At 71.9% G+C, this 23,642-nt stretch carries 19 protein-coding genes; 11 read left to right on the forward strand and 8 right to left on the reverse strand.

The genetic code is table 11. The features are described from left to right. Positions 1–62: 62 nt before the first annotated feature. Positions 63–389, forward strand: coding sequence for a ferredoxin (gene fdxA, locus F4553_RS40235; protein ID WP_312875351.1), 327 nt, complete (start codon positions 63–65; stop codon positions 387–389). Continuing rightward, a complete protein-coding gene (dapC, locus tag F4553_RS25170) occupies positions 386–1,483 on the forward strand; it encodes a succinyldiaminopimelate transaminase (protein WP_221470470.1) in 1,098 nt (365 codons plus the stop codon). Before fdxA ends, dapC begins: the two co-directional genes overlap by 4 nt. A 3-nt stretch (positions 1,484–1,486) precedes the next feature. Here the strand turns inward: dapC and F4553_RS25175 are convergent, their stop codons facing one another. The 6 genes from F4553_RS25175 to dapD all read right to left on the reverse strand — a co-directional run bounded on the left by F4553_RS25175 (position 1,487) and on the right by dapD (position 8,667). Beyond that, positions 1,487–2,500, reverse strand: a complete 1,014-nt coding sequence (locus F4553_RS25175) for a prephenate dehydrogenase (protein ID WP_184839900.1) — start codon at positions 2,498–2,500, stop codon at positions 1,487–1,489. Continuing rightward, positions 2,490–3,116 (reverse strand): hypothetical protein, encoded by a 627-nt coding sequence (locus tag F4553_RS25180; protein ID WP_184839902.1) that lies wholly within the window; start codon positions 3,114–3,116, stop codon positions 2,490–2,492. Before F4553_RS25180 ends, F4553_RS25175 begins: the two co-directional genes overlap by 11 nt. Before the next feature lie 2 nt (positions 3,117–3,118). Then, positions 3,119–4,096 carry a prephenate dehydratase gene (locus tag F4553_RS25185; RefSeq protein WP_184839904.1) on the reverse strand — a complete coding sequence of 326 codons (978 nt, stop codon included), beginning with the start codon at positions 4,094–4,096 and terminating at the stop codon, positions 3,119–3,121. 89 nt (positions 4,097–4,185) lie between these two features. Next, positions 4,186–5,478 carry an AAA family ATPase gene (locus F4553_RS41925; RefSeq protein WP_184839906.1) on the reverse strand — a complete coding sequence of 431 codons (1,293 nt, stop codon included), beginning with the start codon at positions 5,476–5,478 and terminating at the stop codon, positions 4,186–4,188. Next, on the reverse strand, positions 5,471–7,708 hold the full coding sequence (locus F4553_RS25195; RefSeq protein ID WP_184839908.1) for a hypothetical protein: 2,238 nt from the start codon (positions 7,706–7,708) through the stop codon (positions 5,471–5,473). The genes F4553_RS41925 and F4553_RS25195 overlap by 8 nt, the downstream gene beginning before the upstream one ends. A gap of 23 nt (positions 7,709–7,731) precedes the next feature. Then, the gene (gene dapD, locus F4553_RS25200) at positions 7,732–8,667 is read right to left on the reverse strand and encodes a 2,3,4,5-tetrahydropyridine-2,6-dicarboxylate N-succinyltransferase (protein WP_184839910.1); all 936 of its coding nucleotides are present in this window, start codon (positions 8,665–8,667) and stop codon (positions 7,732–7,734) included. Positions 8,668–8,686: 19 nt separating this feature from the next. Between dapD and dapE the strand changes: the two genes are divergently transcribed. Then, the gene (gene dapE / locus F4553_RS25205; protein WP_184839912.1) at positions 8,687–9,754 is read left to right on the forward strand and encodes a succinyl-diaminopimelate desuccinylase; all 1,068 of its coding nucleotides are present in this window, start codon (positions 8,687–8,689) and stop codon (positions 9,752–9,754) included. A gap of 386 nt (positions 9,755–10,140) precedes the next feature. Here dapE and F4553_RS25210 read toward each other — a convergent pair whose 3' ends face one another. Both F4553_RS25210 and F4553_RS41930 read right to left on the reverse strand, forming a co-directional pair. Next, positions 10,141–10,929 carry a DUF3152 domain-containing protein gene (locus tag F4553_RS25210; RefSeq protein WP_221470010.1) on the reverse strand — a complete coding sequence of 263 codons (789 nt, stop codon included), beginning with the start codon at positions 10,927–10,929 and terminating at the stop codon, positions 10,141–10,143. Positions 10,930–10,939: 10 nt separating this feature from the next. Then, positions 10,940–11,068 (reverse strand): hypothetical protein, encoded by a 129-nt coding sequence (locus F4553_RS41930; RefSeq protein ID WP_281395051.1) that lies wholly within the window; start codon positions 11,066–11,068, stop codon positions 10,940–10,942. Positions 11,069–11,233: 165 nt separating this feature from the next. Between F4553_RS41930 and F4553_RS25215 the strand changes: the two genes are divergently transcribed. The 8 genes from F4553_RS25215 to nudC all read left to right on the forward strand — a co-directional run bounded on the left by F4553_RS25215 (position 11,234) and on the right by nudC (position 23,482). Further along, positions 11,234–11,971: an LOG family protein gene (locus F4553_RS25215; RefSeq protein WP_184841216.1), complete on the forward strand. Its 738-nt coding sequence runs from the start codon at positions 11,234–11,236 to the stop codon at positions 11,969–11,971. Positions 11,972–12,063: 92 nt separating this feature from the next. Continuing rightward, a complete protein-coding gene (locus tag F4553_RS25220) occupies positions 12,064–15,312 on the forward strand; it encodes an ATP-dependent helicase (RefSeq protein ID WP_312875352.1) in 3,249 nt (1,082 codons plus the stop codon). Further along, entirely contained in the window at positions 15,309–18,518 is a 3,210-nt protein-coding gene (locus F4553_RS25225) for an ATP-dependent helicase (protein WP_184839917.1), read from the forward strand. The genes F4553_RS25220 and F4553_RS25225 overlap by 4 nt, the downstream gene beginning before the upstream one ends. 43 nt (positions 18,519–18,561) lie before the next feature. After that, positions 18,562–18,708, forward strand: a complete 147-nt coding sequence (locus F4553_RS25230) for a hypothetical protein (protein ID WP_184839919.1) — start codon at positions 18,562–18,564, stop codon at positions 18,706–18,708. 121 nt (positions 18,709–18,829) lie between these two features. Continuing rightward, on the forward strand, positions 18,830–19,924 hold the full coding sequence (locus tag F4553_RS25235) for a S8 family serine peptidase (protein WP_184839921.1): 1,095 nt from the start codon (positions 18,830–18,832) through the stop codon (positions 19,922–19,924). Positions 19,925–19,965: 41 nt separating this feature from the next. Continuing rightward, a complete protein-coding gene (locus tag F4553_RS25240) occupies positions 19,966–21,276 on the forward strand; it encodes a M16 family metallopeptidase (protein ID WP_312875353.1) in 1,311 nt (436 codons plus the stop codon). Beyond that, complete coding sequence (locus tag F4553_RS25245) at positions 21,276–22,601, forward strand: M16 family metallopeptidase (protein WP_184839922.1); 1,326 nt, start codon at positions 21,276–21,278, stop codon at positions 22,599–22,601. The genes F4553_RS25240 and F4553_RS25245 overlap by 1 nt, the downstream gene beginning before the upstream one ends. Beyond that, entirely contained in the window at positions 22,598–23,482 is an 885-nt protein-coding gene (gene nudC, locus F4553_RS25250) for an NAD(+) diphosphatase (protein ID WP_184839924.1), read from the forward strand. Before F4553_RS25245 ends, nudC begins: the two co-directional genes overlap by 4 nt. The last annotated feature ends 160 nt before the right edge of the window (positions 23,483–23,642 follow it).

The following is a 23,642-nucleotide window of genomic DNA, read 5'->3' on the forward strand; positions in this document are numbered from 1 at the left end:
CTGTACCCGGCGGCCGGCCTACCAAGGGGCGGGCGGCAGGTTCTTTGCGGAAGGACGACCCCGTGACATACATCATCGCCGAGCCGTGCGTCGATGTTCTCGACAAGGCGTGCATCGAGGAGTGCCCCGTCGACTGCATCTACGAGGGCAACCGGATGCTCTACATCCACCCCGATGAGTGTGTGGACTGTGGCGCCTGCGAGCCGGTCTGCCCGGTCGAGGCGATCTTCTATGAGGATGACGTGCCGGAGCAGTGGAAGGACTACACCGACGCGAACTACAAGTTCTTCGAGACCCTGGGCTCGCCCGGCGGCGCCTCGAAGATCGGCAAGATCGCGGCGGACGCTCCCTTCGTCGCGGCCGAGCCGCCGCGCGGGGAAGCTCACTGAGCGGGTTCGCGGGCCGGCGGTCCAAGGCCGCCGGCCTTCCCGACATCCCCTGGGACCGGCTCGAACCACTGAAGGCGCTGGCCGCCGGTCATCCGGGCGGGCTCGTCGACCTCTCGATGGGCACGCCGGTCGATCCGGTCGACCCGGCCATCATGGCGGCGCTGAGCGCCGCAGCCGATGCGCCCGGTTATCCGCTGACCATGGGCAGCGTGGCGTTGCGCGGTGCCATGCGCGCCTACCTCACACGGACGTCGGCTGCCGTCGGCGACTTCGGGGTCATCCCGACCGTCGGCTCGAAGGAACTCGTCGCCTGGCTGCCCACGTTCCTCGGCCTCGGCGCCGGTGACACCGTCGTCATCCCCGAGGTCTGCTACCCGACCTACGAGGTCGGCGCGATGCTCGCCGGTGCCGATGTGCTCCGGGCCGACTCCCCGCCCGGCGTTCCGGCCGCGCTGGTCTGGATCAACTCGCCGGGCAACCCGCACGGGCGCGTGACCGACCTCGACGAGATGCGCGCCTGGGTGGCGTGGGCGCGCGGCTGCGGCGCCGTGCTCGCCTCGGACGAGTGCTACCTCAGCCTGCCCTGGGAGCAGACGCCGATCTCGGTGCTGGACCCCGCGGTCAACGACGGCGACCTCACCGGCCTGCTGGCGGTGCAGTCGCTCTCCAAGCGCTCCAACCTCGCCGGATACCGAGCGGGACTCATCGCGGGCGACCCGGCGATCGTGCGCGAGCTGCTCACGATCCGCAAGCACGCCGGTCTGATCGTGCCCGACCCGGTGCAGGCGGCGATGGTGGCAGCACTGGGCGACGAGGCACACGTCGAGGTCCAGCGCGAGCGTTACCGGGCGCGCCGCGTGATCATGCGGGACGGCCTGGAGAAGGCCGGATTCCGGATCGAGCACTCGACCGCCGGGCTCTACCTGTGGGCGACCCGGGACGAACCCGGCTGGGACACCACCGCCTGGCTTGCCGACCTGGGCATCCTCGTGGTTCCTGGTGCCTTCTACGGCCCGGCCGGGGAGAGCTTCGTGCGCATCGCGCTGACCGCCTCCGACGAGCGCATCGCCGCCGCCGCTGAGCGTCTCGGCTGAGCGCTAGCGCGTCGCGAGGGCCGTGTAGGTGACCGTGGTCGCGTCCGTCTCCTGGCCGGTCACATAACCGCCGTCGCCACCCAGCCGACGCAGGAAATCGAGCTCCGCCTGATCGTCGCGGGCGAGATCGAAGCTTCGGGTGACCGGGAGCATGGACCGGTCCAGCAGCTCCTCGCGCAGCCCTCGTCCGACCTGCAGCCGCCGGAGCAACTCGGCATCGTCGGCGTCGGCCAGCGAGGCCACCAGCCCGTCGAGGACCGCGCGGACCAGGTCGAGCTGAGCGACCACCGCCGCGCGGTTACTGATCAGCATGTCGGCGGTGCGGCTGCTGGGCGTACCCGCGACTCTGGTTCCGTCCTTGAAGCTCCCGGCCGCGAGCGCGAGGACCGCCTGCTTGACCGCGGATCCGGCCGCCGCACCGGCGAGAGCGCCGGCGAGGATGTGCGGGATGTGCGACGAGAGCGCGACCACCGCGTCGTGAGCCCGGGGCTCCATCGGAACGACCCGGGCGCCGAAGTTCTCGATGATGAGCCGGGTCAGCAGGCGGAAGCCGGGCAGCGCGTCGGTGGAGCTCGGGCACAGGACCCAGGGAGCGCTGTCGTAGAGCGAGCCGATCGCCGAGTCCAGGCCGGCCTTCTCCGTCCCGGCCATCGGGTGGCCGGGGATGAAGCGGTCAGCCAGGCCCAGCCGGGCTGCGTGATCGGCGATCTCGGCCTTGGTGCTGCCGACGTCGGTGATGACGCAGCCGTCGTCCGCGAGGCGCGCGACCTCGGTCAGGCTCTCCGGCAGGGCGCGGAGCGGGCCGCAGAGGAAGACGACGTCGCGGCCCTTGAGCGTGACGTCCAGACGGTCGTTGAAGGGCACGCGGCGCCGGGCGGCTGCCGCCCGGGCGGCGGGTTGCGGATCCCAGCCCAGCACGTCGTTGCCGGCCTCGTGCAGCCGCAGCAGGATCGAGCCGCCGATCAGCCCGGTCCCGACCACCGCGATCCGCAGCCTCGGTGTTGTCTCATCCGCCACCGCTGCTCCCTGATGTGTTCGGACGGTACATGTCGAGCACACCCCGGGACGGTTCGGAACCCTGGATGTCGCTGCGCCAGTAACCCTTCATCGCCGAGTAGGACAGTGGCGACAAAGTCAACATACCGCTGCGGGGTGCGTAGCCTTCCTGTGTGGTTGTGCCGATCTTGTAGACCAGCTCGACCTGACCGTCGAGGTAGGTCGCTCCCACCGAGGTGACGGTGGCGAAGCATTTCGCCACGAAACCGGGCTCCTGGCGGACGGCGGCGAGGGTGTCGGCCTGCGTCCGGTAGAGCTGCACGGTGTAGCGCAGATCGCCGCCGCGGATGTCGAGCCGTGCCAGGCCCCAGTTGCCCGACGACGATTCGTAGACCCACTCGCCCAGGATCGGATGCGCCCACCAGCGCAGGAGGATCAGTTGCAGGGTCCGGACGATGACGGCGAGGCTGAACGCCGAGACGATGGCCGCCACCGCCGTCTGCCCGAGACCGCTCGGCCGGACGAAGGCGAGCGTGACGGAGTTCAGCACGCTGAACAGGACCGCTCCTCCCGCCAGCGCCATCTGCCGGACACCGTCGATGTTGCGATCGCGAAGCAGCGCGTGGAGGAACCCCATGGCTACCCCACCGGCCCCGAGGCGGCGGGACGGCCGGGGAAGCGGGCGACCACCCGGTGGAAGTCCTTGATGTCGAAGCTGCCGATCGGAGGTGTCAGCAGCCGGTCGCTCGGCGCCGGCCGGACGAGATGATCGGAGAGGTAGCTGCCCAGGAACTTCAGCCGGACACCACTGTGGAGGATGCCCTGCACGCCGCGCGCGACGTGCACCGAGTCCGGGTCCTCGGCGAGGGTCAGCACGAAGACGTATGCGCCGGGGAAGCCCGGCAGCGGTCGGGAGGTCAACGAGATGATGTTGATGCCCTGATCCGCGAGGAGGGTGCACAGCTCGGCGAGCACGCCCGGACGCGAAGCACTCGGCGTCAGCGCGAGCGTCGTCTTCCAGGCCACGTCATCGGGGGCGGGAGGCAGCGCTGCGGTGGCGGGATCGTCGCTGCCGATGCAGGCGAAGCGCGTATAGGCCCCGGTGTGGTCCTCGACCGCCTGATCGATCACCTCGACGTCGTAGCGGGAGGCGAGGCCGGGTGCGCCGATCGCGATCATCCCGGGCTCGGCCACGGCGGCCTCGACCGCCGCCGCCGTCGAGGCGAAGTGCTTGGTCGGCAGCCCGGACGCGGCGACATAGCGCCGGCACTGGGCGAGCCCGTGCGCGTGGCTGGCGATGACCGTGGGCTGGTCCGTGCCGTCGTCCCGGTCGGCCCGGCCCCGGTAGGCGTCGAACGTGATCGGCACCGACACCTCCCGCAGGATCACGATCCCGGCGGTGCGGAAGACGAGCTCGTCGACGCTGGCCGTGACGATCCCCTCCACGGTGTTCTCCAGCGGGATCACACCGAAGTCGGCGCCGCCCGCCATGAGCTCGCCGATGATGAAATCGACCGCGGACACCGGCCGGAGCAACGCCCGGTCGCCCCAGATCTCCCGCGCGGCCGTGTGGGTGAAGGTGCCGGCCGGTCCGAGGTACGCGATCCGCTTCTCCACTGACGGTGTCTCCTTCGGACTCGTCCGTGCCGAAAAGGACTCGCCGATGAGCCCGCGAAGAAGCCCGAGGCTATCGCACCATCGACACTTTAAGATATGGGAGCCGCGTCGCGGACCCGGGCGAGATGCTCCAGAAAGGTGAGGTTGGCGGCCCAGCCGTCGATCAGGGGCGGGTCCGTGCCCAGCCACACCGGCTCCGCCGACGGGTAGGAGTGCAGCTGGTCGGCGATCCCGGCCCTCGTCACCACGATGCAGGCCTGGCGGTGCCGCGAGGCGAGGACGCACAGCCGCCCCGTCTCCAGGTGGAAGGCCGACGGGTCGCGGCGCCCCGAGAGCGGGTGCCAGACCAGCGTCACCTCGAACTGCCGCCCCTGCAGCCGGTTGGCCGTGTCGACGGTGACCCGCTGCAGCCCGGCCCGGTCCAGCGCCGCCCGGACGTGGTCGCGCTGGTCCCGGTGGGCGACGCCGATCGCGACGTCCTTGGGCAGCAGGGGGCGGGAGCGGCGCTCGTCGACCGTCGTCACCCCGGTGGTGAGGTGCCCGGCCATGGTGACCAGCGCCGCGACCAGCTCCGGATCGGTGCGGGGGAGGAACGCCGCGGGGAGCTCGACCAGGCCCCAGCCGGTCGTTGCAGCCGTCGTGAGTACGGGATGGGCGGCGGCGGGGAGCTCCAGTCGGCGTACCCCCGGATCGATTCCCGCCGTGAACGGCCTGGCGTAGAAGGCGTCCGCGACCACCGGGGCGGTGTGCGGCGCGAGCCGCCAGCTCACCGGGAGCGGGACGACCGGCGTCGCCGGGTGATGGCGCAGGATGATCCCGGCCGCCGTCGCGAGCGGCCACCCCGACTGGGACCGCACGACGTGCTCGTCGGCGATGGTGAAGGGGGAGAGCTGACCGGGGTCCCCGACGAGCAGCAGCCGGTCGAAGAGCCCGCCGATGCGGACCAGCGCCGCTGCCGACATCTGGTATGCCTCATCCACAATGCCCAGCTCGAACGTGCGGCCCGAGGTGAACGCCCACTTCGCCGCCGTCGCCACGATCACCCGGCAGCTCGACAGGTCGTCGAGCTTGGCGGCGGTCCGCACCCCGCGGACGGGGAAGCCCGGCGGCGCCTCCCACCCGCTCGCGTGCAGGCGGCCGATCTCGACGGGGTGGTCGCGCAGCTCGCGTACGAGGCCGATCACCAGGTCATCGGCCTGATCGTTGGTCTGGACCACGACCGGGACATCGGCACCGCCCTCGACGAGGCGGCGGGTGAGCTCGCGGACGAGCGTCGACTTGCCCGCACCGGGCGGCGAGTCGACGACGACGGTGCGCTCGCCGGAGGTGACGTACTTCCAGACACGCTCGATCGCCTCCTCGTGGGCGGCGCGGCTACTCATCGGGGGTGCCGAACTGCCACGGCAGCTCCTCCGGCAGGCGGCTGGGGAAGATGTCCTCGCTGCCGAAGGGCGCGAACACGACCTCGGCGCCGGTCGCGGGCAGGCGGCCGAGCTGGGCCCGCTGGACCGCGCCCTTCTGCACGACCAGCTCCACGCTCTCCGGCTCGATCGACTCCACCACCGCCATGAGCTTCGGATCGGCGGCGAGCCACAGCTCCGTGCCGAGCGGCCGGGTGAACTCCGTCGGCGTCGCCACCCAGATCCGGGGTCGCAGCAGCTCACGGCCGCTCGCAGCGGTGATCGTGTGCTCCCGGTCGACCTTGGTCACCGTCCCCGCGAGCGCCTCGCCGGAGACGATGTAACGCTCCATGATCAGGGGGTCGTCGAGGGCGAGCTGGCGCTCCAGCGCGGCGGTGCGCGTCTCCAGCTCATGCAGGAATCGGTACGCCGGAACGCCCCGCAGCCGAGCGGCGAAGGCGGCCGTGCCCTCCTCGACTCGGTTGCGGTGGCTCGTGAAGGACCACCGATCGCGTTCCCAGCGCTCGTCGACGTGCCCGGCGATCTCCGGCAGCCGGGCCCGCAGCGTGTCGAGCGTGTGCCACGTGTCCCGCCAGGCACCGGCGAGTGCTGCTTCCGCGACGGGCCGCAGCTCAGCCGCCCGGCCGAGCACATCGGCGAGCACGTCGCCGTCCCAGAGCGGGTCCGAGACCGGCCCGGCCGGCATCGGATCGGTGGGGTGCGCGGGGTCGACGAGCCGGAGCAGCGAACCCAGGTGGCTGTCCTCGGCGGCGAGCCGCCCGGTCACCCAGTGCTCGCCGAGCAGCCCGGTCGCCGTGAGCACCGCACTCGCACCGGGCAGGACCCGCCGCCCGGCGAACCAGCCCAGGTGCAGCCCGCCCAGGACGGTCTCCAGATCCGGCGAACGCCGCAGATATCTGCCGAGCAAATCGGTGAGCCACTCGGCGGTCGCCGGGTTGGGGGTGATGAGCTGCGGTGCCTCGGTCGAGCACTCGACGACGGTGAAGTCACGGCGGACGACGGGTTCGACGGTGCTGAAGGAGCTGACGTACTCGGTGAGGTCGATCGCGAACTCGCGCAGCACCGCCATCCGCTGCTCCCGGTCCCGCGGCTCGGCCACCACCAGGAGCTTCTCGTCGTCCGGCGCCGTGCCGTAGCGCAGTGCCACCACGGCGGCCGGTTCACCGGCGAGGTGCAGCCCGGTGACGACGAGGGGGCGCGCGGCGAGGTGGGCGTGGCGGACCGTGGCCCGGGCGATCGCCCTGCCCTGGTCGGCGGCGGTCAGCTTGAGCCGGGCCACGTGGTCCGGCGGCGGATCGGCGAGCGCCTGCGCGACCGTGGTGCCCGGTCCGCAGAGGTTGGTCATCGTGTCGCCCAGCCTCGTCACCAGGCCGGTCTGCTCCGACGCGCAGTGGTCGAAGAGCGGGCACTCGGTGCAGCCGTCGCCGAAGCGGTGCGGCAGGTCGGCGACGTGATCCGGGCTCGCGGGCTCCGGCAGCCGCAGGTGCCCCAGACGGGCGAGCTGCGGCGTCACGTCGAGCAGCGCCCCGGTCGGCGCGAGGCCGAAGTTGCGGGGGAGGACGAGCAGCACCCGGGCCGAGACGGCGGGGTGGGCGGCGCGCAGGGCGGCCACGATCACGGCGACCTCGCGAGAGGTGGCGGCGACCTTCGACGGGTCCGCCTGACCGTCCACCATCGCGTAGGTCCGGACCGCGACGAGGTGCGGCGTCGGGCCGCTGACCAGCAGCAGCGGGCCGGTGTCGAGCTCGGGGCCGGTGTCCGGCCGCGCAGTGCTCAGCACCATTTCTTGAAGAGTTGGTGTTGAGGGCGGGGGCGGCGCTGTCGCTGGAGGCTTCGCGGATGACACCAACTCTTGAAGAGTTGCGGCGTGTGGGGGTGCGGGGCGGCGGGTGGGCAGCGGGATCACCGTCGGGCCGGGGACGACGTGGAGGCGGGGCTCCGGGTCGGCCAGGGCCGTGGCCAGCGTCGACGTGACCGTGTCGCCGGGTTCGATCGCCAGGTGCTCGCGGATCAGCCCGACGACGGCGGCGTGCTCGTCGCGGGCCAGCCTCCCGGCGAACTGGGCGGCGCGGGCCAGCGCGAACGGGCTCTGGTGCGGTTCGGGGGCTCCTAGGCGTACCGCCGCGTGGTCCAGAACCCCGACGAGGCGCGCGCGGCGCTCACAACCGGGGGTGGCCAGCAGGCCGGCCACCCCACGCGGTGTGAGCGCGTCACTCATTGCGAGACGTGCAGCGCTTCGTTGAGCGTGATCCCGGTGCCGGTACGCGGAGCCGCCTCCAGCGCCCCGGTCACCGAGTTGCGCCAGAACCGGATGCCGTCGGCACCGCTCAGCTCGCGGGCCTTGACCACCCGGCCGTCCGGGAGCGTGATCTTCGATCCGGCGGTGATGTAGCACCCGGCCTCGACCACGCAGTCGTCGCCGAGCGAGATCCCGATCCCGCCGTTGGCGCCGAGCAGGCTGCGCTCGCCGATCGAGACGATCTCCTTGCCGCCGCCCGAGAGGGTGCCCATGATCGAGGCGCCCGCGCCGATGTCCGAGCCGTCGCCGACGACCACACCGGCGACGATGCGGCCCTCGACCATGCTGGTCCCGAGCGTCCCGGCGTTGAAGTTGATGAATCCCTCGTGCATCACTGTCGTGCCCGGAGCGAGGTGGGCGCCGAGGCGGACCCGGTCGGCGTCGGCGATCCGGACGCCGCTGGGCACCACGTAGTCCGTCATCCGGGGGAACTTGTCCACCCCGTAGACGGCGAGGTGGCGCCCGGCTGCGCGCTCGGCGAAGCGGAGCTCGTCGACCCGGTCGGGCGGGCACGGTCCGGCGGAGGTCCAGGCCACATTGGGCAGGACGCCGAAGATGCCGTCCACACTCGCCTGGTGCGGCCGGATGATGCGATGGGAGAGCAGGTGCAGCCGCAGGTATGCGTCGGCGACGTCGACCGGTGCGTCGGCGAGGCTGGCGATGACGGTCGTGACGGGCTCGACCCGCAGCCCGAGTGCCTTCTCGGCGACCTTGTCGAACTCGGGGGCGGTCGGCGGCGCGCCGAGACCCAGGTGGCCGGCCGGGTACCACACGTCGAGCAGCTGCCCGTCCGGCGTGATCGTCGCCAGGCCGTGGCCCCAGGCAGGTTCGGTGATGCGTGTCTCCGTCACGATCGCCTAGGCTACCTGCATGTCTTCCCCGCTGACTCCGCAGGTGCTCGCCGATCCCGTCGCGCTGACCCGAGCGCTGGTTGATATCGAGTCGGTCTCGCTCAACGAACGGGAGATCGCGGACGCGATCGAGGCCGCGCTGACCGGTCTCGCGCACCTCACCGTGGAGCGGATCGGGCACACCATCATCGCCCGTACGAATCTCGGCCGGGAGCAGCGGGTCGTGCTCGCCGGGCACATCGACACCGTGCCGATCGCCGACAACCTGCCCTCCCGGGTGGAGGGCGACATCATGTGGGGCTGCGGCACCTCCGACATGAAGAGCGGCACCGCGCTCGCGCTGCACCTCGCCGCCACGGTCGCCGAGCCGCGCTTCGACGTCACCTACTTCTTCTACGAGGGCGAGGAGATCGACAGCAAGTTCAACGGGCTCTTCCTCGTCTCCGAGGTCCGGCCCGAGCTGCTCGCCGCTGATTTCGCGATCCTGCTGGAGCCGACATACGGCATCGTCGAGGCTGGTTGCCAGGGCACGATGCGCGGGATGATCACGATCACCGGCACGCGGGCGCACGCCGCCCGGTCATGGCTCGGTGTCAACGCGATCCACGGCGCCGGACCGGTGCTGACCCGGCTCGCGGAGTATGTCGGCCGTACCGTCGAGATCGACGGCTGCCTCTACCGCGAGGGGTTGAACGCGGTCGGCATCCACGGCGGTGTCGCGGGCAACGTCATCCCGGACCGGTGCGAGGTGGAGATCAACTACCGTTTCGCCCCGGACCGGTCGGTCGCCGAGGCCGAGGCGCACCTGCGCGAGCTCTTCGACGGATTCGAGCTGCGGATCGTCGACGCGGCACCGGGTGCGCTGCCGGGGCTGACCCTGCCCCCGGCGGCGGAGTTCATCGCGGCGACGGGCGCGGTCCCGGCCGCGAAGCTCGGCTGGACGGACGTCTCCCGCTTCTCCGCGATGGGGATCCCGGCGCTCAACTTCGGCCCCGGCGACCCGAAGCTCGCCCACAAGCCCGAGGAGCACGTCGAGATCAGCAAGATCGTCCTGGGTGCCGAGACGCTGCACAAATGGATCGCCTGATTCCTCACTGACGCGCGCTCTGCGGCTCGTCGCGGCTTCGGCTGCGGCGGGCCGATCGCATTTCCGGGCGGGGCGGCGGGTGTGGGTTTGCGCGACGCTTTGCTCTGCTTACACCGGCGCATCACCGGGAAAGTCCGGACTTAGTGGGTGGTGCGTCCGTGTAAGCAGAGCAAAGCGTCGCGCAGCGCACGGGAAGCCCCCTCCCGCCCCGCAAGATCGTGCACTTTCCCGGAAGTAGTCCCCTCGAACCGTGCCGGTAGGGCCTACTTCCGGGAAGTAACACGATCTTGCGGGGCGGAAGGGGCTATTTCCCGGAACGTGCACGATCATCGGCCGGGCCGGGCCGGGCCGGGCCCGCACCGAGGTGCGGTGGGATCGTGACAGTGTCACGCACGGTCGGGATAGGGCCACGGGTTGGTGCGGCAGCCGTGGAGCCCGAAATACTGCGACATCATCGCGGGCGCCGGCTTGCCCTTCCCCGGGCAACCCAGATGCCCGAAGCCGAGGAAATGACCGACCTCGTGGTTGATGACGAGATGCTGATAATCGCGTACATCGGCGGCGTAGGCCGGGATCGCCAGCTGCCACCGGCGCAGGTTGATCATCACGTTGGTACCCGCCTGGCACGAGACCTCGCCCATCGTGTCCATCCCGGCTCGGCCGCAGATCCGGTCGACCGTCGCGGGCGTCGCGAGCCGCACCACGAAGTCGGCCGCCATCCCCGGCCCCACCCGCTGGAACGACCAGCGCTTCGTCGCGGTCCAGCTCCGCGGGTCCGCGAGGGTCTGCTCCACCGCAAGGGCAAAAGCTTCGACCCCGACGGGTACGCCGTCCTCCACGCTGACCTGATAGCGGTGCAGGGTGCCGGTGCCGACGCGTACCGAACCGCCCGGCGCGATCGTGAACCGGCCCGCCGCGGTGATCGCCGGGCGTGGAGCGCTCGCCGTGCGCGGCGACGGTGTGACCCGGGCCGCCGGTGGCGCCGATCGGGGCGTCGGCGTGGTCCGCACCCGAACCGGCACCGGTGACTTGGCCTGTGAAAACGGGTTGTCCGGCAACGAGATCTGCTGCGGCAGGGCGGGGAGCGGGGGAAGTTCGGCCTCGGTGCCCATGGAGTAGCCCAGGACACCGAGGCCGGTCAGCGCTGAGAGCGAGATGGCGGCGGCTACCGCCACCGACCGGAAGCTAGTCACGCGGCTCGGCGGGTTCGGTGGGTGGTTCGGCGTGTCCGGCCTGCAGGCGGCGCTGGATCAGGATGGCGCGGATTCGCCGACGCATGGCCTCGCGCTGGCGGAGCGTGTCGGATCGGTTCATCTCGGATGTCCCTCCCCCAGAGAAACCGACGCCTCGGGTGAGGCATCCACGATCGATGGATACGGGGTATGTCTTTATTACAGACGCGAGACACGTCATGCCGGTTGCTCGACACGCCGATAGATCGCTTGAAGCGAAATAGATGGCTAGGGTGGCCCCGTGGAAATGCACTCTTCGGTGCCCAAAGAACGGCATACCGGTCCGGTTACGCTTCGGCGGACGGCAGTTCCGACCGGGACGGCCGACCAGGCACTTCTCGACTCATCCGGTCGGACCGACTGGAAGACCAAGGACGCGTGGCGGACGCTGCGCATCCTGAGCGAGTTCGTCGAGGGCTTCGACAGCCTCGCCGACCTGCCCAAGGCGGTCAGCGTCTTCGGTTCGGCGCGCAGCCTGCCCGGCAGCCGCGAATGTGAGATCGCCGAGGAGCTCGGTGGGGCACTGGCCCGCGCGGGGTACGCGGTGATCACCGGTGGCGGACCCGGCGTGATGGGCGCCGCCAACCGGGGCGCCAACAACGCGGGCGGTCTCTCGATCGGCCTCGGCATCGAGCTCCCCTTCGAGCAGGGGCTCAACGACTGGGTCGACATCGGCATCGACTTCCGTTACTTCTTCGTCCGCAAGACGATGTTCGTGAAATATGCGCAGGCGTTCGTCGTCCTGCCCGGCGGCTTCGGCACGATGGACGAGCTCTTCGAGGCGTTGACGCTGGTCCAGACCGGTAAGGTGACCCGGTTCCCGGTGATCCTGATGGGGGTCGACTACTGGAGCGGCCTGATCGACTGGATGCGCAACACGATGCTCGACGACGGCAAGATCGGCCCGGAGGATCTCAACCTGTTGCTGATCTCCGACGACGTCCAGGAGGTCGTCGACCACATCGTCTCGGTCGACGTCGACTGAGAGCGGCGCTCAAGGTAAAGGTTGTCGCCTGCACGTGATGTCATGGGGAGGTGACATCGGCGACCGCAGGCGGACGGAGCGCACCGAGACTGGTGCGTCCGGCTCCCGCCGTGGTCGCAGCCGGGCAGGAGCCCGCGCCGCCGATCACGCTGGACGAGCGGCAGGCCTATGTCGTCGCGCACCGGGCGGGTCCGCTGCTCGTCGTCGGCGGTCCGGGCACCGGTAAGACGCACACGCTCGTCGAGGCGATCGCCGCGCAGGTCGCGGCGGGTGAGGACCCGGAGCGGCTGCTCGTGCTCACCTTCGGTCGGCGCGGTGCCACGGCACTGCGCCGCCGCATCGAGGCGCGGATCACCGCGCTCTCCGGCCGCCGGGTCGTCCGCGAACCACTCGTGCGCACCTTTCATGCCTACGCGTTCGGGCTGCTGCGCACGGCCGCCTCGCTGCGCGGGGAGCCCGCACCCCGACTGCTCGCCGGTCCGGAGCAGGACCTGGTGATCCGCGAGCTGCTCACCGACGGTGCGGTGGCGTGGCCGTCGGAGCTGCGCCCCGCTCTGCGGACCAGGGCCTTCGCCGAGCAGCTCCGCGACCTGCTGCTGCGCGCCGCCGAGCGGGGACTCGATCCGCGCGCGCTCGCCCGCACCGGCCGCGCCGCCGATCGGCCCGACTGGGTCAGCGCCGGTGCCTTCGCCGAGGAGTACGAGCAGGTCCTCGCCCTGCGCGACGCCACGACCCGCAACTCGATCGGCTATGACAACGCCGAGCTGGTGCGGGCGGCGGTCGCGATGCTGCGTGCCGATCCCGAGCTCCTCGACGCCGAGCGCCGACGGCTGCGCAGCGTCTACGTCGATGAGCTGGCGGATACCGATCCGGCCCAGATGGAGCTGCTCGAACTCGTCGCGGGCGGCGGTGCGCACGTCGTCGCCTTCGCCGACCCCGATTCGTCGACCTTCGCCTTCCGGGGCGCCGATCCCGGTCTCGTCGGCAGCTTCCCCGACCTCTTCGAGATGGCGTCCGGCGGTCCGGCGCCCGTGCTCACGCTCGCCGCCAATCATCGGGCCGCACCCGAGCTGGCCGCGGCGACCGCGCGGGTCGGCATCCGGCTGCGGGCGCCCCGGCGGCTCGGCATCGCCCACCGGCGGGCCGTGTCGAGGGCTGCCGAGGGCGGTTCCACCGAAGTGGTGGCGCTGCGCAGCCGGGCCAGTGAGGCGGCCTACATCGCGCACCGGCTGCGCGAGGCGCACCTGGAGGGCGGGGTGCCGTGGTCGGAGATGGCAGTGATCATGCGATCGGCGACCAACCAGCTGCCGTCGCTGCAACGCGGGCTGCGGCAGGCCGGCGTACCCACGATTGTCCTGGCGGAGGACCTGCCGCTGCACCAGCAGCCTGCCGTGCGGCCGTTCCTGCTGCTGCTGCGCTGCGCGCTGCGGCCGGGTGTGCTCACCGAGGAGACCGCGGTCGCGCTGCTGCACTCACCGCTCGGCGGCGCCGACCCGCTCTCGGAGCGGCGGCTGCGGCAGGGGCTGCGGGCGCTGGCGCACGCGGCGGACGACCACCGGCCCAGCGGTGAGCTGCTGGTGGAGGCGCTGCGCGACCCGGCCGAGATGGTGACGATCGAGCGCCGCTGGGCGGGTCCGGCCCGGCAGATCGCGATGCTGCTCGCCACGGCGAAGGAGACGGCGGCCCGCCCGAGCGCCACCGCCGAGGACGTGCTGTGGTCGGTCTGGCGGGCCAGCGGCCTCGCCGACCGGTGGACCGCGATCGCCACCAAGCCCGGGTTCGGCCCCGACCAGCAGCGCCGCTCCGAGGCGGCCGACCGCGACCTCGACGCGATCGTGGTGCTCTTCGACGCGGCGGCGCGCTTCACCGACCGGCTCCCCGGGGCCAGGATCGACACCTTCCTCGACCACGTCGAGGACCAGCAGCTCCCAGCCGACAGCCTCGCGCCGAGCGCCGATCGCGGCGACGCGGTCCGGCTGCTCACGGCACACGCGGCGAAGGGCCAGCAGTGGCGGGTCGTCGTGGTCGCCGGGGTGCAGGAGGGCGTCTGGCCCGACCTGCGCCTGCGCGGCAGCCTGCTCGGCGCGGAGACCCTCGTCGACGTGCTGGCGAGGCGGGCCGAGGGCGGCGGGATCGAGGTCGCGGTCGCCCAGTCCGCCGCGCTCCTCGACGAGGAGCGGCGGCTCTTCCACGTGGCGATCACCCGGGCCCGGCGCCAGCTCCTCGTGACCGCCGTCGACTCGGGCTCGGTCGGCGGCGACGCCGGTGACGAGCGGCCCAGCCGGTTCCTCTACGAGCTCGCCGGTGGCGAGGTGACCAGCGCGGACGCGGTGCCGATCGAGGCGGAGGAGCTCTCCGTGGCGAGACCGCCACGGGCGCTGACGCTCGCCGCGCTCGTCGCCGAGCTGCGGATGGCGGTCACCTCGCCGAAGACGTCACCCGCGCGGCGCCGTGCTGCCGCGATCGAGCTGGCCCGGCTGGCCCGCGAGGGGGTCGAGGGTGCGGCACCGGAGCAGTGGTGGGGCCTGCCGGACCTCTCCGACGGCCGCGCGCTCGCCGACGAGGGCGATCCGATCACCGTCACGCCGTCGACGATCGAGTCCGCGCTGCGCTGCGGCCTGCGCTGGCTGCTGGAGAAGCACGGCGGCTCCGGACCGGACAGCTTCGCCCAGGGCGTCGGCAACCTCGTCCACGCCGCCGCGATGCTCGCCGACGACGCCAGCGTCGACCCGGCCACCCTGATGTCCTATGTGAACGGTCGCTTCGACGCGATCGAGCTCGCCGCCGCGTGGCTCGCCCCCCGGGAGAAGGCCCGCGCCGAGGCGATGGTGACCAAGCTGGTCCGCTGGCTCGTCGCCAACCCGCGCCGGCTCGTCTCGATCGAGCGCGACTTCCTGGTCCGCCTCGCGGCCGCCGAGGAGAACGGCCAGCCGATCGAGCTCAAGGGCCGGGTCGACCGGCTGGAGATCGACGACCAGGGCCGACTCGTCATCATCGACCTCAAGACCGGCAAGTCCGCGCCCGTCGAGGCGGAGGTGCCGGAGCATCCGCAGCTCGGTGCCTACCAGGTGGCGGTGGAGGCGGGTGCCTTCGAGGAGAGCATCACCTCGGGCGGTGCGGAGCTGGTGCAGCTCGGCGTCACCAAGGAACCCAAGGTCCAGGGCCAGGAACCGCTGGAGTCGAGCGCCGACCCGAGCTGGGCCGAGCAGATGGTCCGCCACACCGGTGCCACGATGGCCGCGTCGACCTTCGTCGCCAAGGTCAACGACAAGTGCCGGATGTGCCCGGTCAAGTCGAGCTGCCCGGTCTCCCGCAAGGGCCGTCAGGTGATCGAACCGTGAGCCCTGAGCGTAGCGAAGCGACCCGGAAATCCAGTTTCGACTCCGGGCCCCGCTACACACCGCGTGAGCTGGCGCAGCGGCTCGGGCTCAACTACCCGACCGACGAGCAGGCCGAGGTGATCGCCGCTCCCGTCGCGCCGCTGCTCGTCGTCGCCGGGGCCGGGTCCGGCAAGACCGAGACGATGGCGGCCCGGGTGCTCTGGCTCGTCGCCAACGACCACGTGCGGCCCGACCAGATCCTCGGCCTCACCTTCACCCGTAAGGCCGCAGGCGAGCTCGCCCACCGGGTCCGGATGCGCCTCGGCCAGCTCCGCCGCCGGATGGACGAACCGCGTACGGAACGGTTGGACGGCGAACCGACGATCGCGACCTACCACTCCTTCGCCGCGCGGATCGTCTCCGAGCACGGGCTGCGCGCCGGCTATGAACCCAGCAACCGCCTGCTCAGCGAGGCAGCCTGCTGGCAGCTCGCCGACGAGGTGGTGCGCACCTACAACGGGGACATGTCGCTGGTCGAGAAGGCGGCGTCGACGGTCACCGCGGCTGTACGAGCGCTCGCCGCCGAGATGGCCGAGCACCTCGTCGACCCCGACGACCTCGCCACCTGGACGGGCCGCTTCTCCGCCGAGCTCTCCGGCCTGCCCGGAACCGTCTCCGCACCCGTCCGCGAGCTGCTCGCCAACCAGCGCGCCCGGCTCCAGCTCCTCCCACTGGTCCGCCGCTACGCCGAACGCAAGGCTCAGCACGAGGCGATGGACTTCGGCGACCAGCTCGCCCGGGCGGCCATGGTCGCCCGGGACCACCCGGAGGTGGGTGCCCTGGAGCGGCAGCGCTTCGCCGCCGTCCTGCTCGACGAGTACCAGGACACCAGCCACGCCCAGGTGACGCTGCTGCGGTCGCTGTTCGGCGGCGGGCACCCGGTCACCTCCGTCGGCGACCCGTGCCAGTCGATCTACGGCTGGCGCGGGGCGAGCGCGGGCACCCTGGACCGCTTCCCCGGCGACTTCCCGCGTACCGACGGGGAGCCCGCCGGGCACCAGGCGCTGAGCCGCTCCTTCCGCAACCGCGAGCAGATCCTGCGGATCGCCAACTCGATCTCGGCCCCACTGCGTGACGACGGTGCCCGGGTCGTCGAGCTCACCGGCGACGGCCGCCCCGGTCACGTGCACTGCGCGCTGCTGCCGACCTTCGAGGACGAGGCGCAGTGGATCGCCAACCGGATCCAGCGGATCTGGGAGTACGCGGGCGAGCCCAAGACGACCGCGGTCCTGGTCCGGGTGCGGTCCCAGATCGCCCCGATCGAGGCGGCGCTGCGCGAACGCGAGATCCCCGTCGAGGTGGTCGGCCTCGGCGGACTGCTCGACACCCCCGAGGTACGCGACGTGGTGAGCACCCTGCGCGTGCTCGCCGACCCGATGGAGGGTGCGGCGCTGCTGCGGCTGCTCACCGGACCCCGCTGGCGGATCGGGCCACGGGACCTCGTCGCCCTGCACCGGCGGTCGCGCGTCGTGGCGAAGGAGCGGCGGCACCCGGACGCCCTCATCACCGACCGGCTCGACGATGCCACGCTGATGGAGGCGCTCGACGATCTCGGTCCGGCGGAGGACTACTCCCCGGCCGGCTTCGAGCGGCTGGTGGCGTACCAGAAAGAGCTCAATGACCTGCGGCGCCACCTGGACCAACCGCTGCCGGACCTGATCGGCCAGATCGAGCGGACGATGGGGTTGTCCGTGGAGGTCTCGCTGCGCGAGGGCGACGGGGCGCTCGCGCGGGCGCACCTGGACGCGCTGGGCGACGTCGCCGCGAGCTTCGGCGCGGAGAGCGACGGCGCGACCCTGCCGGCGTTCCTCGCCTACCTCGCCGCGGCCGAGGACGAGGAGCGCGGCCTCTCGCCCGGCGAGGTCGAGGTGGTGGAGGGTGCGGTGCAGATCCTCACCGCCCACGCCGCCAAGGGCCTGGAGTGGGACATCGTCGCGGTCGCCGGGCTGACCCAGGGCGTCTGGCCGGGCAGTTCGAAGCGTTCGGACAACTACCTGGTCGGGCTCGGTGTGCTGCCGTTCCCGCTGCGTGGCGACCGGTCCGGCCTGCCAGCGCTGCGCCGGGCGACCGATCAGAAGGACCTCGCCAAGGCGGTCCGGGAGTTCGACGACGACTGGAAGACGCACGACGAGCGGGAGGAGCGGCGGCTCGCCTACGTGGCCGTGACGCGCCCCCGGGAGTGGCTGCTCGCCACCGGCTACTGGTGGGGTCCGACGGTGAAGCGGCCGCGTGGCCCGTCGGTCTACCTGGAGGAGATCGCCGAGGCCTGCCGGGCCGGGCAGGGCATGGTCGCGGTCTGGACACCGCCACCGGCCGAGGACGCGGTCAACCCGACCGCGATCGAGGCCGAGTCGGCGATCTGGCCGCACGATCCGCTCGGCGCCCGCCGACCGATGATCGCGGCGGCGGCGGCCCTCGTGCAGTCCTATATCGACGGTCCGCTCCCGGACCAGCTGGAGGCCGACACGCAGGCCGAACGCTGGCGTTTCGAGGCCGACCTGCTGCTGCGCGAGCGCGCGGAGCAGGCCCGGCTCGCCACCGCGGCCGAGGTGCCGCTCCCGGCCCACCTCTCGGTCTCCCAGCTGGTCGCCCTGCGCAAGAGCCCGGGCGAGCTGGCGCGGTCGCTGCGCAGGCCGCTGCCGCGCCGACCCGACCCGATCGCCCGGCGCGGCACCGCCTTCCACGCCTGGCTTGAGCAGCGCTACGGCGCCGACCGCCTCCTCGACCTGGGTGAGCTGCCCGGTGCGGCAGACGAGGAGGGCGCCGAGGACACGCAGCTCGCGGCGTTGCAGGAGTCGTTCCTCGCCAGCGAGTGGGCCGACCGGACGCCTGTCGAGGTGGAGGTGCCCTTCGCCACCGAGATCGGCGGCGTGGTGATCCGGGGCCGGATGGACGCCGTCTTCCGCGATCCGGACGGGCGCTACGACGTCGTGGACTGGAAGACCGGGCGCCGACCGTCCGGTGTGGATGCCACCGCCGCGGCCGTGCAGCTCGCGGCCTACCGCCTGGCCTGGGCGGCGCTGACCGGGACACCGGTCGAACAGGTGAGGGCGGCGTTCCACTACGTGGCGGACAACGTCACCGTGCGCCCGGCCGACCTGCTCGATTCGGCTGGTCTGCAGGGGTTGATCGGCTCACTTCCGGTGGCCGCGAGCACAGAAGTCTGATTACTGACTGCTATCGGCCATTGCGTAGGGCAGGCTCGGGCCCATGGTGGAAGCCGGGCGGGAGTTCCTGGTGGTGCTGGCGGTAGCAGCGATCGGCCTGCTGCTCGCCACCGCCGTGACCATGGCGCCCTGGCTCAACACCCCCGCACCGACCACGGCGGTCATCGAGGTCCAGGCACCCACACGCTAGTCGGCCCCCGCAACCAGCGTTTGCCCTCGACATTCCCTGCGGCCACAATGGGTCTCGCTCTCGGCCGCCAAGTAGATCTTCGCTGAGTGGCGCTCCGCCCCCTTTGGGAAGGCTGTGTGGCATGTCGCTTCTGGCTCGCATCATCGCGGTGCCCCTCACGGTGGTCGCGCTCGTCTCCGCCGCCGCGCCCGCCTGGGCGGACACCACGCGCGACCAGCAGTGGTGGCTGTCCACCATGGAGCTTCCCGTGGTCCACGCGATGACCAGGGGCGCGGGAGTGACGGTCGCGATCGTCGACTCGGGCGTGGACGCCACGCACCCCGACCTGGCCGGGGCGATCTCCGGCAGCAGCGATCCCGCCGCCACCAGGGACGTCGACGGCCGGGGCACCGCCCTCGCGGCGCTCGTCGCCGGGCGCGGTCACGGTCCGGGCAACGCGGACGGCATTCTGGGCGTGGCGCCCGCGGCGATGATCCTCCCGATCGTCTTCGCCACCGGGCCCGCCGAAGCAGGCTCGCCGGATGCGCTCGCCGCCGGGATCGACGAGGCGATCGAGCGCGGTGCGCAGGTCATCTGCATCGGGCGTGGCGTGGCACCGAGCCCCCGGCTGGCGCAGGCGGTGCTCAACGCGCAGAGCCGCGACGTGGTCGTGGTCGCCGCCGACGGCAACCGGGTCGACCAGGTCTTCCCGCCGTGGCCGGCCTCCAGCCCCGGTGTGCTGACGCCGATCGTGCTCAACCGGGCCGGGGTGGTCGTCGTACCGCCCGCCAGCCGCCTCAGCACGGGTGTGGGCGTACCGGGGACGGATCTGGTGACCGCGACCCTCGGCGGCCGCTACCGTGAGGATGGCAGCGCCGCCGGGGTGCTCTGCGGTGCCGTCGCGCTCGTGCGCTCCGCCGCACCACAGCTCAAGGCCGAGGCCGTCGTGGACCTGCTGCGCTCGACCGCCGCCGACCGCGGACCCACCGGCCCCGATGTCCAGTACGGCGCGGGCGTGCTCGACCTGACCAAGGCACTCTCCGCCGTGCCGCGCCCGGCGCCGTCGCCCTCGTCGGCCGCCCCGACCGCGGCGCCCTCCCCGTCGGTCTCCGCTTCGACGATCGAGTCGGACTTCACCACGCTGGTCGGCAGCGGTGACTGGCGGCGCTGGCTGATCGTGCTGCTCCCCGTCTTCTTCCTGATCGGCCTGGGGACTTTCGCGCTGCGAAGGAGGTGACGCCCGTCGGAACATGGCGGACCAACGGGTAATGTCGCTGTGTGGCTACGACGGCGATTGAGATCCCGCGCACCCGCTATCCGGTGGAGCGGTTCACGCTAGACAACGGCCTGCGCGTGGTGCTCGCACCCGACCGCAGTGCCCCGGTGATCGGGGTGGCGGTGGTCTATGACGTGGGCATCCGATCCGAGCCGGAGGGCCGGACGGGCTTCGCCCACCTCTTCGAGCACCTGATGTTCCAGGGCAGCGCCAATCTGGAGAAACTCGCTCATTTCCGGCACGTGCAGGGAGCGGGCGGCACCTTCAACGGGTCGACGCACCTCGACTACACGGACTATTACGAGACGCTGCCGAGCAACGCGCTCGAGCGCGCCCTCTTCCTCGAGGCCGACCGGATGCGGGGGCCTCGGCTGACCGAGGAGAACCTGCGCAACCAGGTCGACGTCGTCAAGGAGGAGATCCGGGTCAACGTGTTGAACCGGCCCTACGGCGGGTTCCCGTGGCTCAAGCTGCCGCCGGTGATGTTCGACACGTTCGCCAACGCGCACGACGGCTACGGTTCCTTCGGCGATCTGGAGGCGGCGACCGTCCCGGACGCGGAGGAGTTCTTCAAGAAGTATTACGCCTGCGGCAACGCGGTGCTCTCCGTCTCCGGTGACCTCGACGTGGCGACCGCGAAGGCCCTGATCGAGCGCCACTTCGGCGACGTCGAGGCCCGGCCCGCGCCGGTGCGCCCCGACTTCGACGAGCCCGACCTGACCGCCGAGCGCCGGGAGTCCTACGTCGACCGGCTCGCCCCGCTGCCCGCGATCGCGGCCGGTTGGCGGATGCCGGACCCGGCCACCGACATCGAGGGCTACCTGGCCTATGTGGTCCTCGCCGAGGTGCTCACCGACGGCGACGCCTCCCGGCTGGTGGAGCGGATGGTCCTCAAGGACCGCAGCGTCACGAGCGTCGGCGGCTACATCGGCTTCATGGGCGAGCCCTTCGAGGTGCGCGACCCCACGGCCTTCATCCTCCAGGCGCACCTGCCCCCGGACGGCAACGTCGACACGGTGCTGGCGACGATGGACGAGGAGCTGGAGCGGCTCGCCAACGACGGTCTCGCGCAGAACGAGCTGGACCGGACCACCGCCCGGATGGCGACGCACCTGCTCCGCGACACCGACCCGGTGCTCGGCCGGGCCCTGCGGATGGCCGTGCTGGAGCAGCAGCGCGGCGACGCGGCGCTCCTCAACGAGCTGCCGCACCTCCTCGCCTCGGTCACGATGGAGCAGATCACGACCGCCGCAGCGGCACTGCGTCCGCACCGTCGCGCCTCCGTCGAAGTCAAGCCCGGGAAGGGTAAGTAATGACCATCAGGACCCTTCCCGATCTCGAACCGAACCGGCCGCTCACGCTGCCGCCGCAGGTCGAGCGGACGCTCGCCAACGGGCTCACCGTCATCGTCATCCGCCGCCCGGCGGTGCCGCTCGTCGAGGTGCGGCTGCGGGTGCCCTTCGCGGGCGCCGCCGTCGCCACCTCCACGATGCTCACCAACACGCTCTTCTCCGGCACGGAGACGCTCACCACGGTCGACATCGCGGCTGAGCTGCAGACCGTCGGCGGCGCGCTGGGCGCAGGTGCCGACCCCGACCGCCTGCTCGTCTCCGGCAACTCCCTCGCCTCCGGGCTGGACCGGTTGCTGGAGATCATGGCGGAGGTGCTGACGGGCGCGTCCTACCCGGCCAACGAGGTCGAGACCGAGCGCGAGCGGCTCATCGACCGCATCGAGGTCGCCCGCAGCCAGCCCGCGCACCTCGCGCGGGAGGCGCTGCTGGGGCGGATCTTCTCCGGCCACCCCTATGAGATCCAGACGCCGGATGTGGCCGAGAGCCGCGCCGTCACCACTGCCGACCTGCGGGCCATGCACGACGCCCGGCTGCACCCCCAGGGCGCCACGCTGGTGCTCGTCGGCGACATCGACCCGACGCGGGCACTCGATCTCGCCGAGCGCCACCTCGGCGGCTGGGGCGGCGCGGGCGAGCTCGTCACGCTCGCCCCGATCCCGGGCCTCACCTCGGGCCCGCTGCTGCTGGTGGACCGGCCGGACTCCGTCCAGTCGTCCGTCCGCATCGCGCTGCCCGCCGTGGGCCGGGAGCACCCCGACCACGCCGCGCTGCAGCTCGCCAACCTGATCTTCGGCGGCTACTTCTCGTCCCGCTGGGTGGAGAACATCCGCGAGGACAAGGGCTACACCTATGGCCCGCACTCGATGATCGAGCACTCGATCGCCGGGTCCACGCTGCTGGTCGCGGCCGAGGTCGCCACCAACGTGACCGCGCCCGCGCTGGTGGAGACGCTCTATGAGCTCGGCCGCATCGCCTCGGTCGCCGTCGGCGAGGAGGAGCTGGAGCAGGCCCGCCAGTACGCCCTCGGCACGCTGCAGCTGGGCATGTCGACCCAGGCCGGGCTCGCGGGGCTCGCCAGCACCTACGCCGGCTACGGCCTTCGCCTGGACTACCTGGCCGGGCACGCCGAGCGGCTCGCCGCGGTGAGCCGGGACGATCTGCTCGACGTGGCCCGCCGCTACCTGGCGCCAGCGCTCACGGTGCCCGTGGTGCTGGGCGACGCCTCGGCGATCGCCTCCTCGCTCGAGGCGATCCTGCCGGTGACGGTCCGCCCACTGCCGTCATGACGTCGGAGCCGACGCTGGCCCGGTCCACCCTGGACCGGGCCGCCCACCACCGCGTCGACCCGCAGTGGCTGGCGCAGGCGTGGGAGCAGGGCCGGGTGCTCGTCATCGGCCTCGACGGCCGGGCGCTGGTACGCGATGGAGCCCTCGTGCTGCTGGACGCGTCCGCCGCGCCCGACGGCGAGCGGCTCTTCCTCGGGATCGACGGCGGTGTGCCGCACTTCGCCGTCTGCGCGGAGCCGCCGGCCGCCGAGGGCGCGGAGGCGGCCCAGCTCTACGCCGTCGCGTCCACGCTGAGCAGCACCGACGCCGGACTCTTCACCACCGCGCTGGCGCTGGTGCAGTGGCATCTGAAATATCAGTACTCTCCGATGACGGGCGCACCCACCTCGATCGGCAACGGCGGCTGGGTGCGCTACGGACCCGAGGGCGAGATGGTCTTCCCGCGGACGGATCCGGCGGTGATCGTGCTCGTCCACGACGGCGTGCCGGGTCCGCAGGGGCGGATCGTGCTCGGCCGCAACGCCGCTTTCCAGGGCACCCCGCCGCGCTACTCGATTTTGGCCGGCTTCGTCGAGCCGGGGGAGTCCGCCGAGGCGGCGGCGCACCGGGAGGTCGGCGAGGAGGTCGGGGTGCAGGTCACCGACGTGACCTACGTGGCGAGCGAGTCGTGGCCCTTCCCGAGGTCGCTGATGCTCGGCTTCACCGCCCGCGCCGAACTCGACGCGCCGGTGCACGCCGACGCCGACGAGATCCTGCACGCCCGGTGGTTCACCCGGACCGAGATCGCCGCGGTGCTCGACGGCTCCGACACCTCGATCTCGCTGCCGTCGCGGTCGTCGATCGCCTATCACCTCGTCACCCGGTGGCTCGCGGAGCGATAGGTCGGCCGGGGGATATGTCGTTTCTCGCCACAACTGTGTCGCGGGCGCGTCGTGGCGAGCGATCATGCAGGCCAGCGCCTAAGCTATTTCGGGTCACCGGCTCAGCACAATGCGTAACGCTTCTGCTTGACCTCGCGTCACTCCCGGCGCGCTCCGATCC

It is taken from the genome of Allocatelliglobosispora scoriae (assembly GCF_014204945.1).
Lineage (GTDB): Bacteria > Actinomycetota > Actinomycetes > Mycobacteriales > Micromonosporaceae > Allocatelliglobosispora > Allocatelliglobosispora scoriae.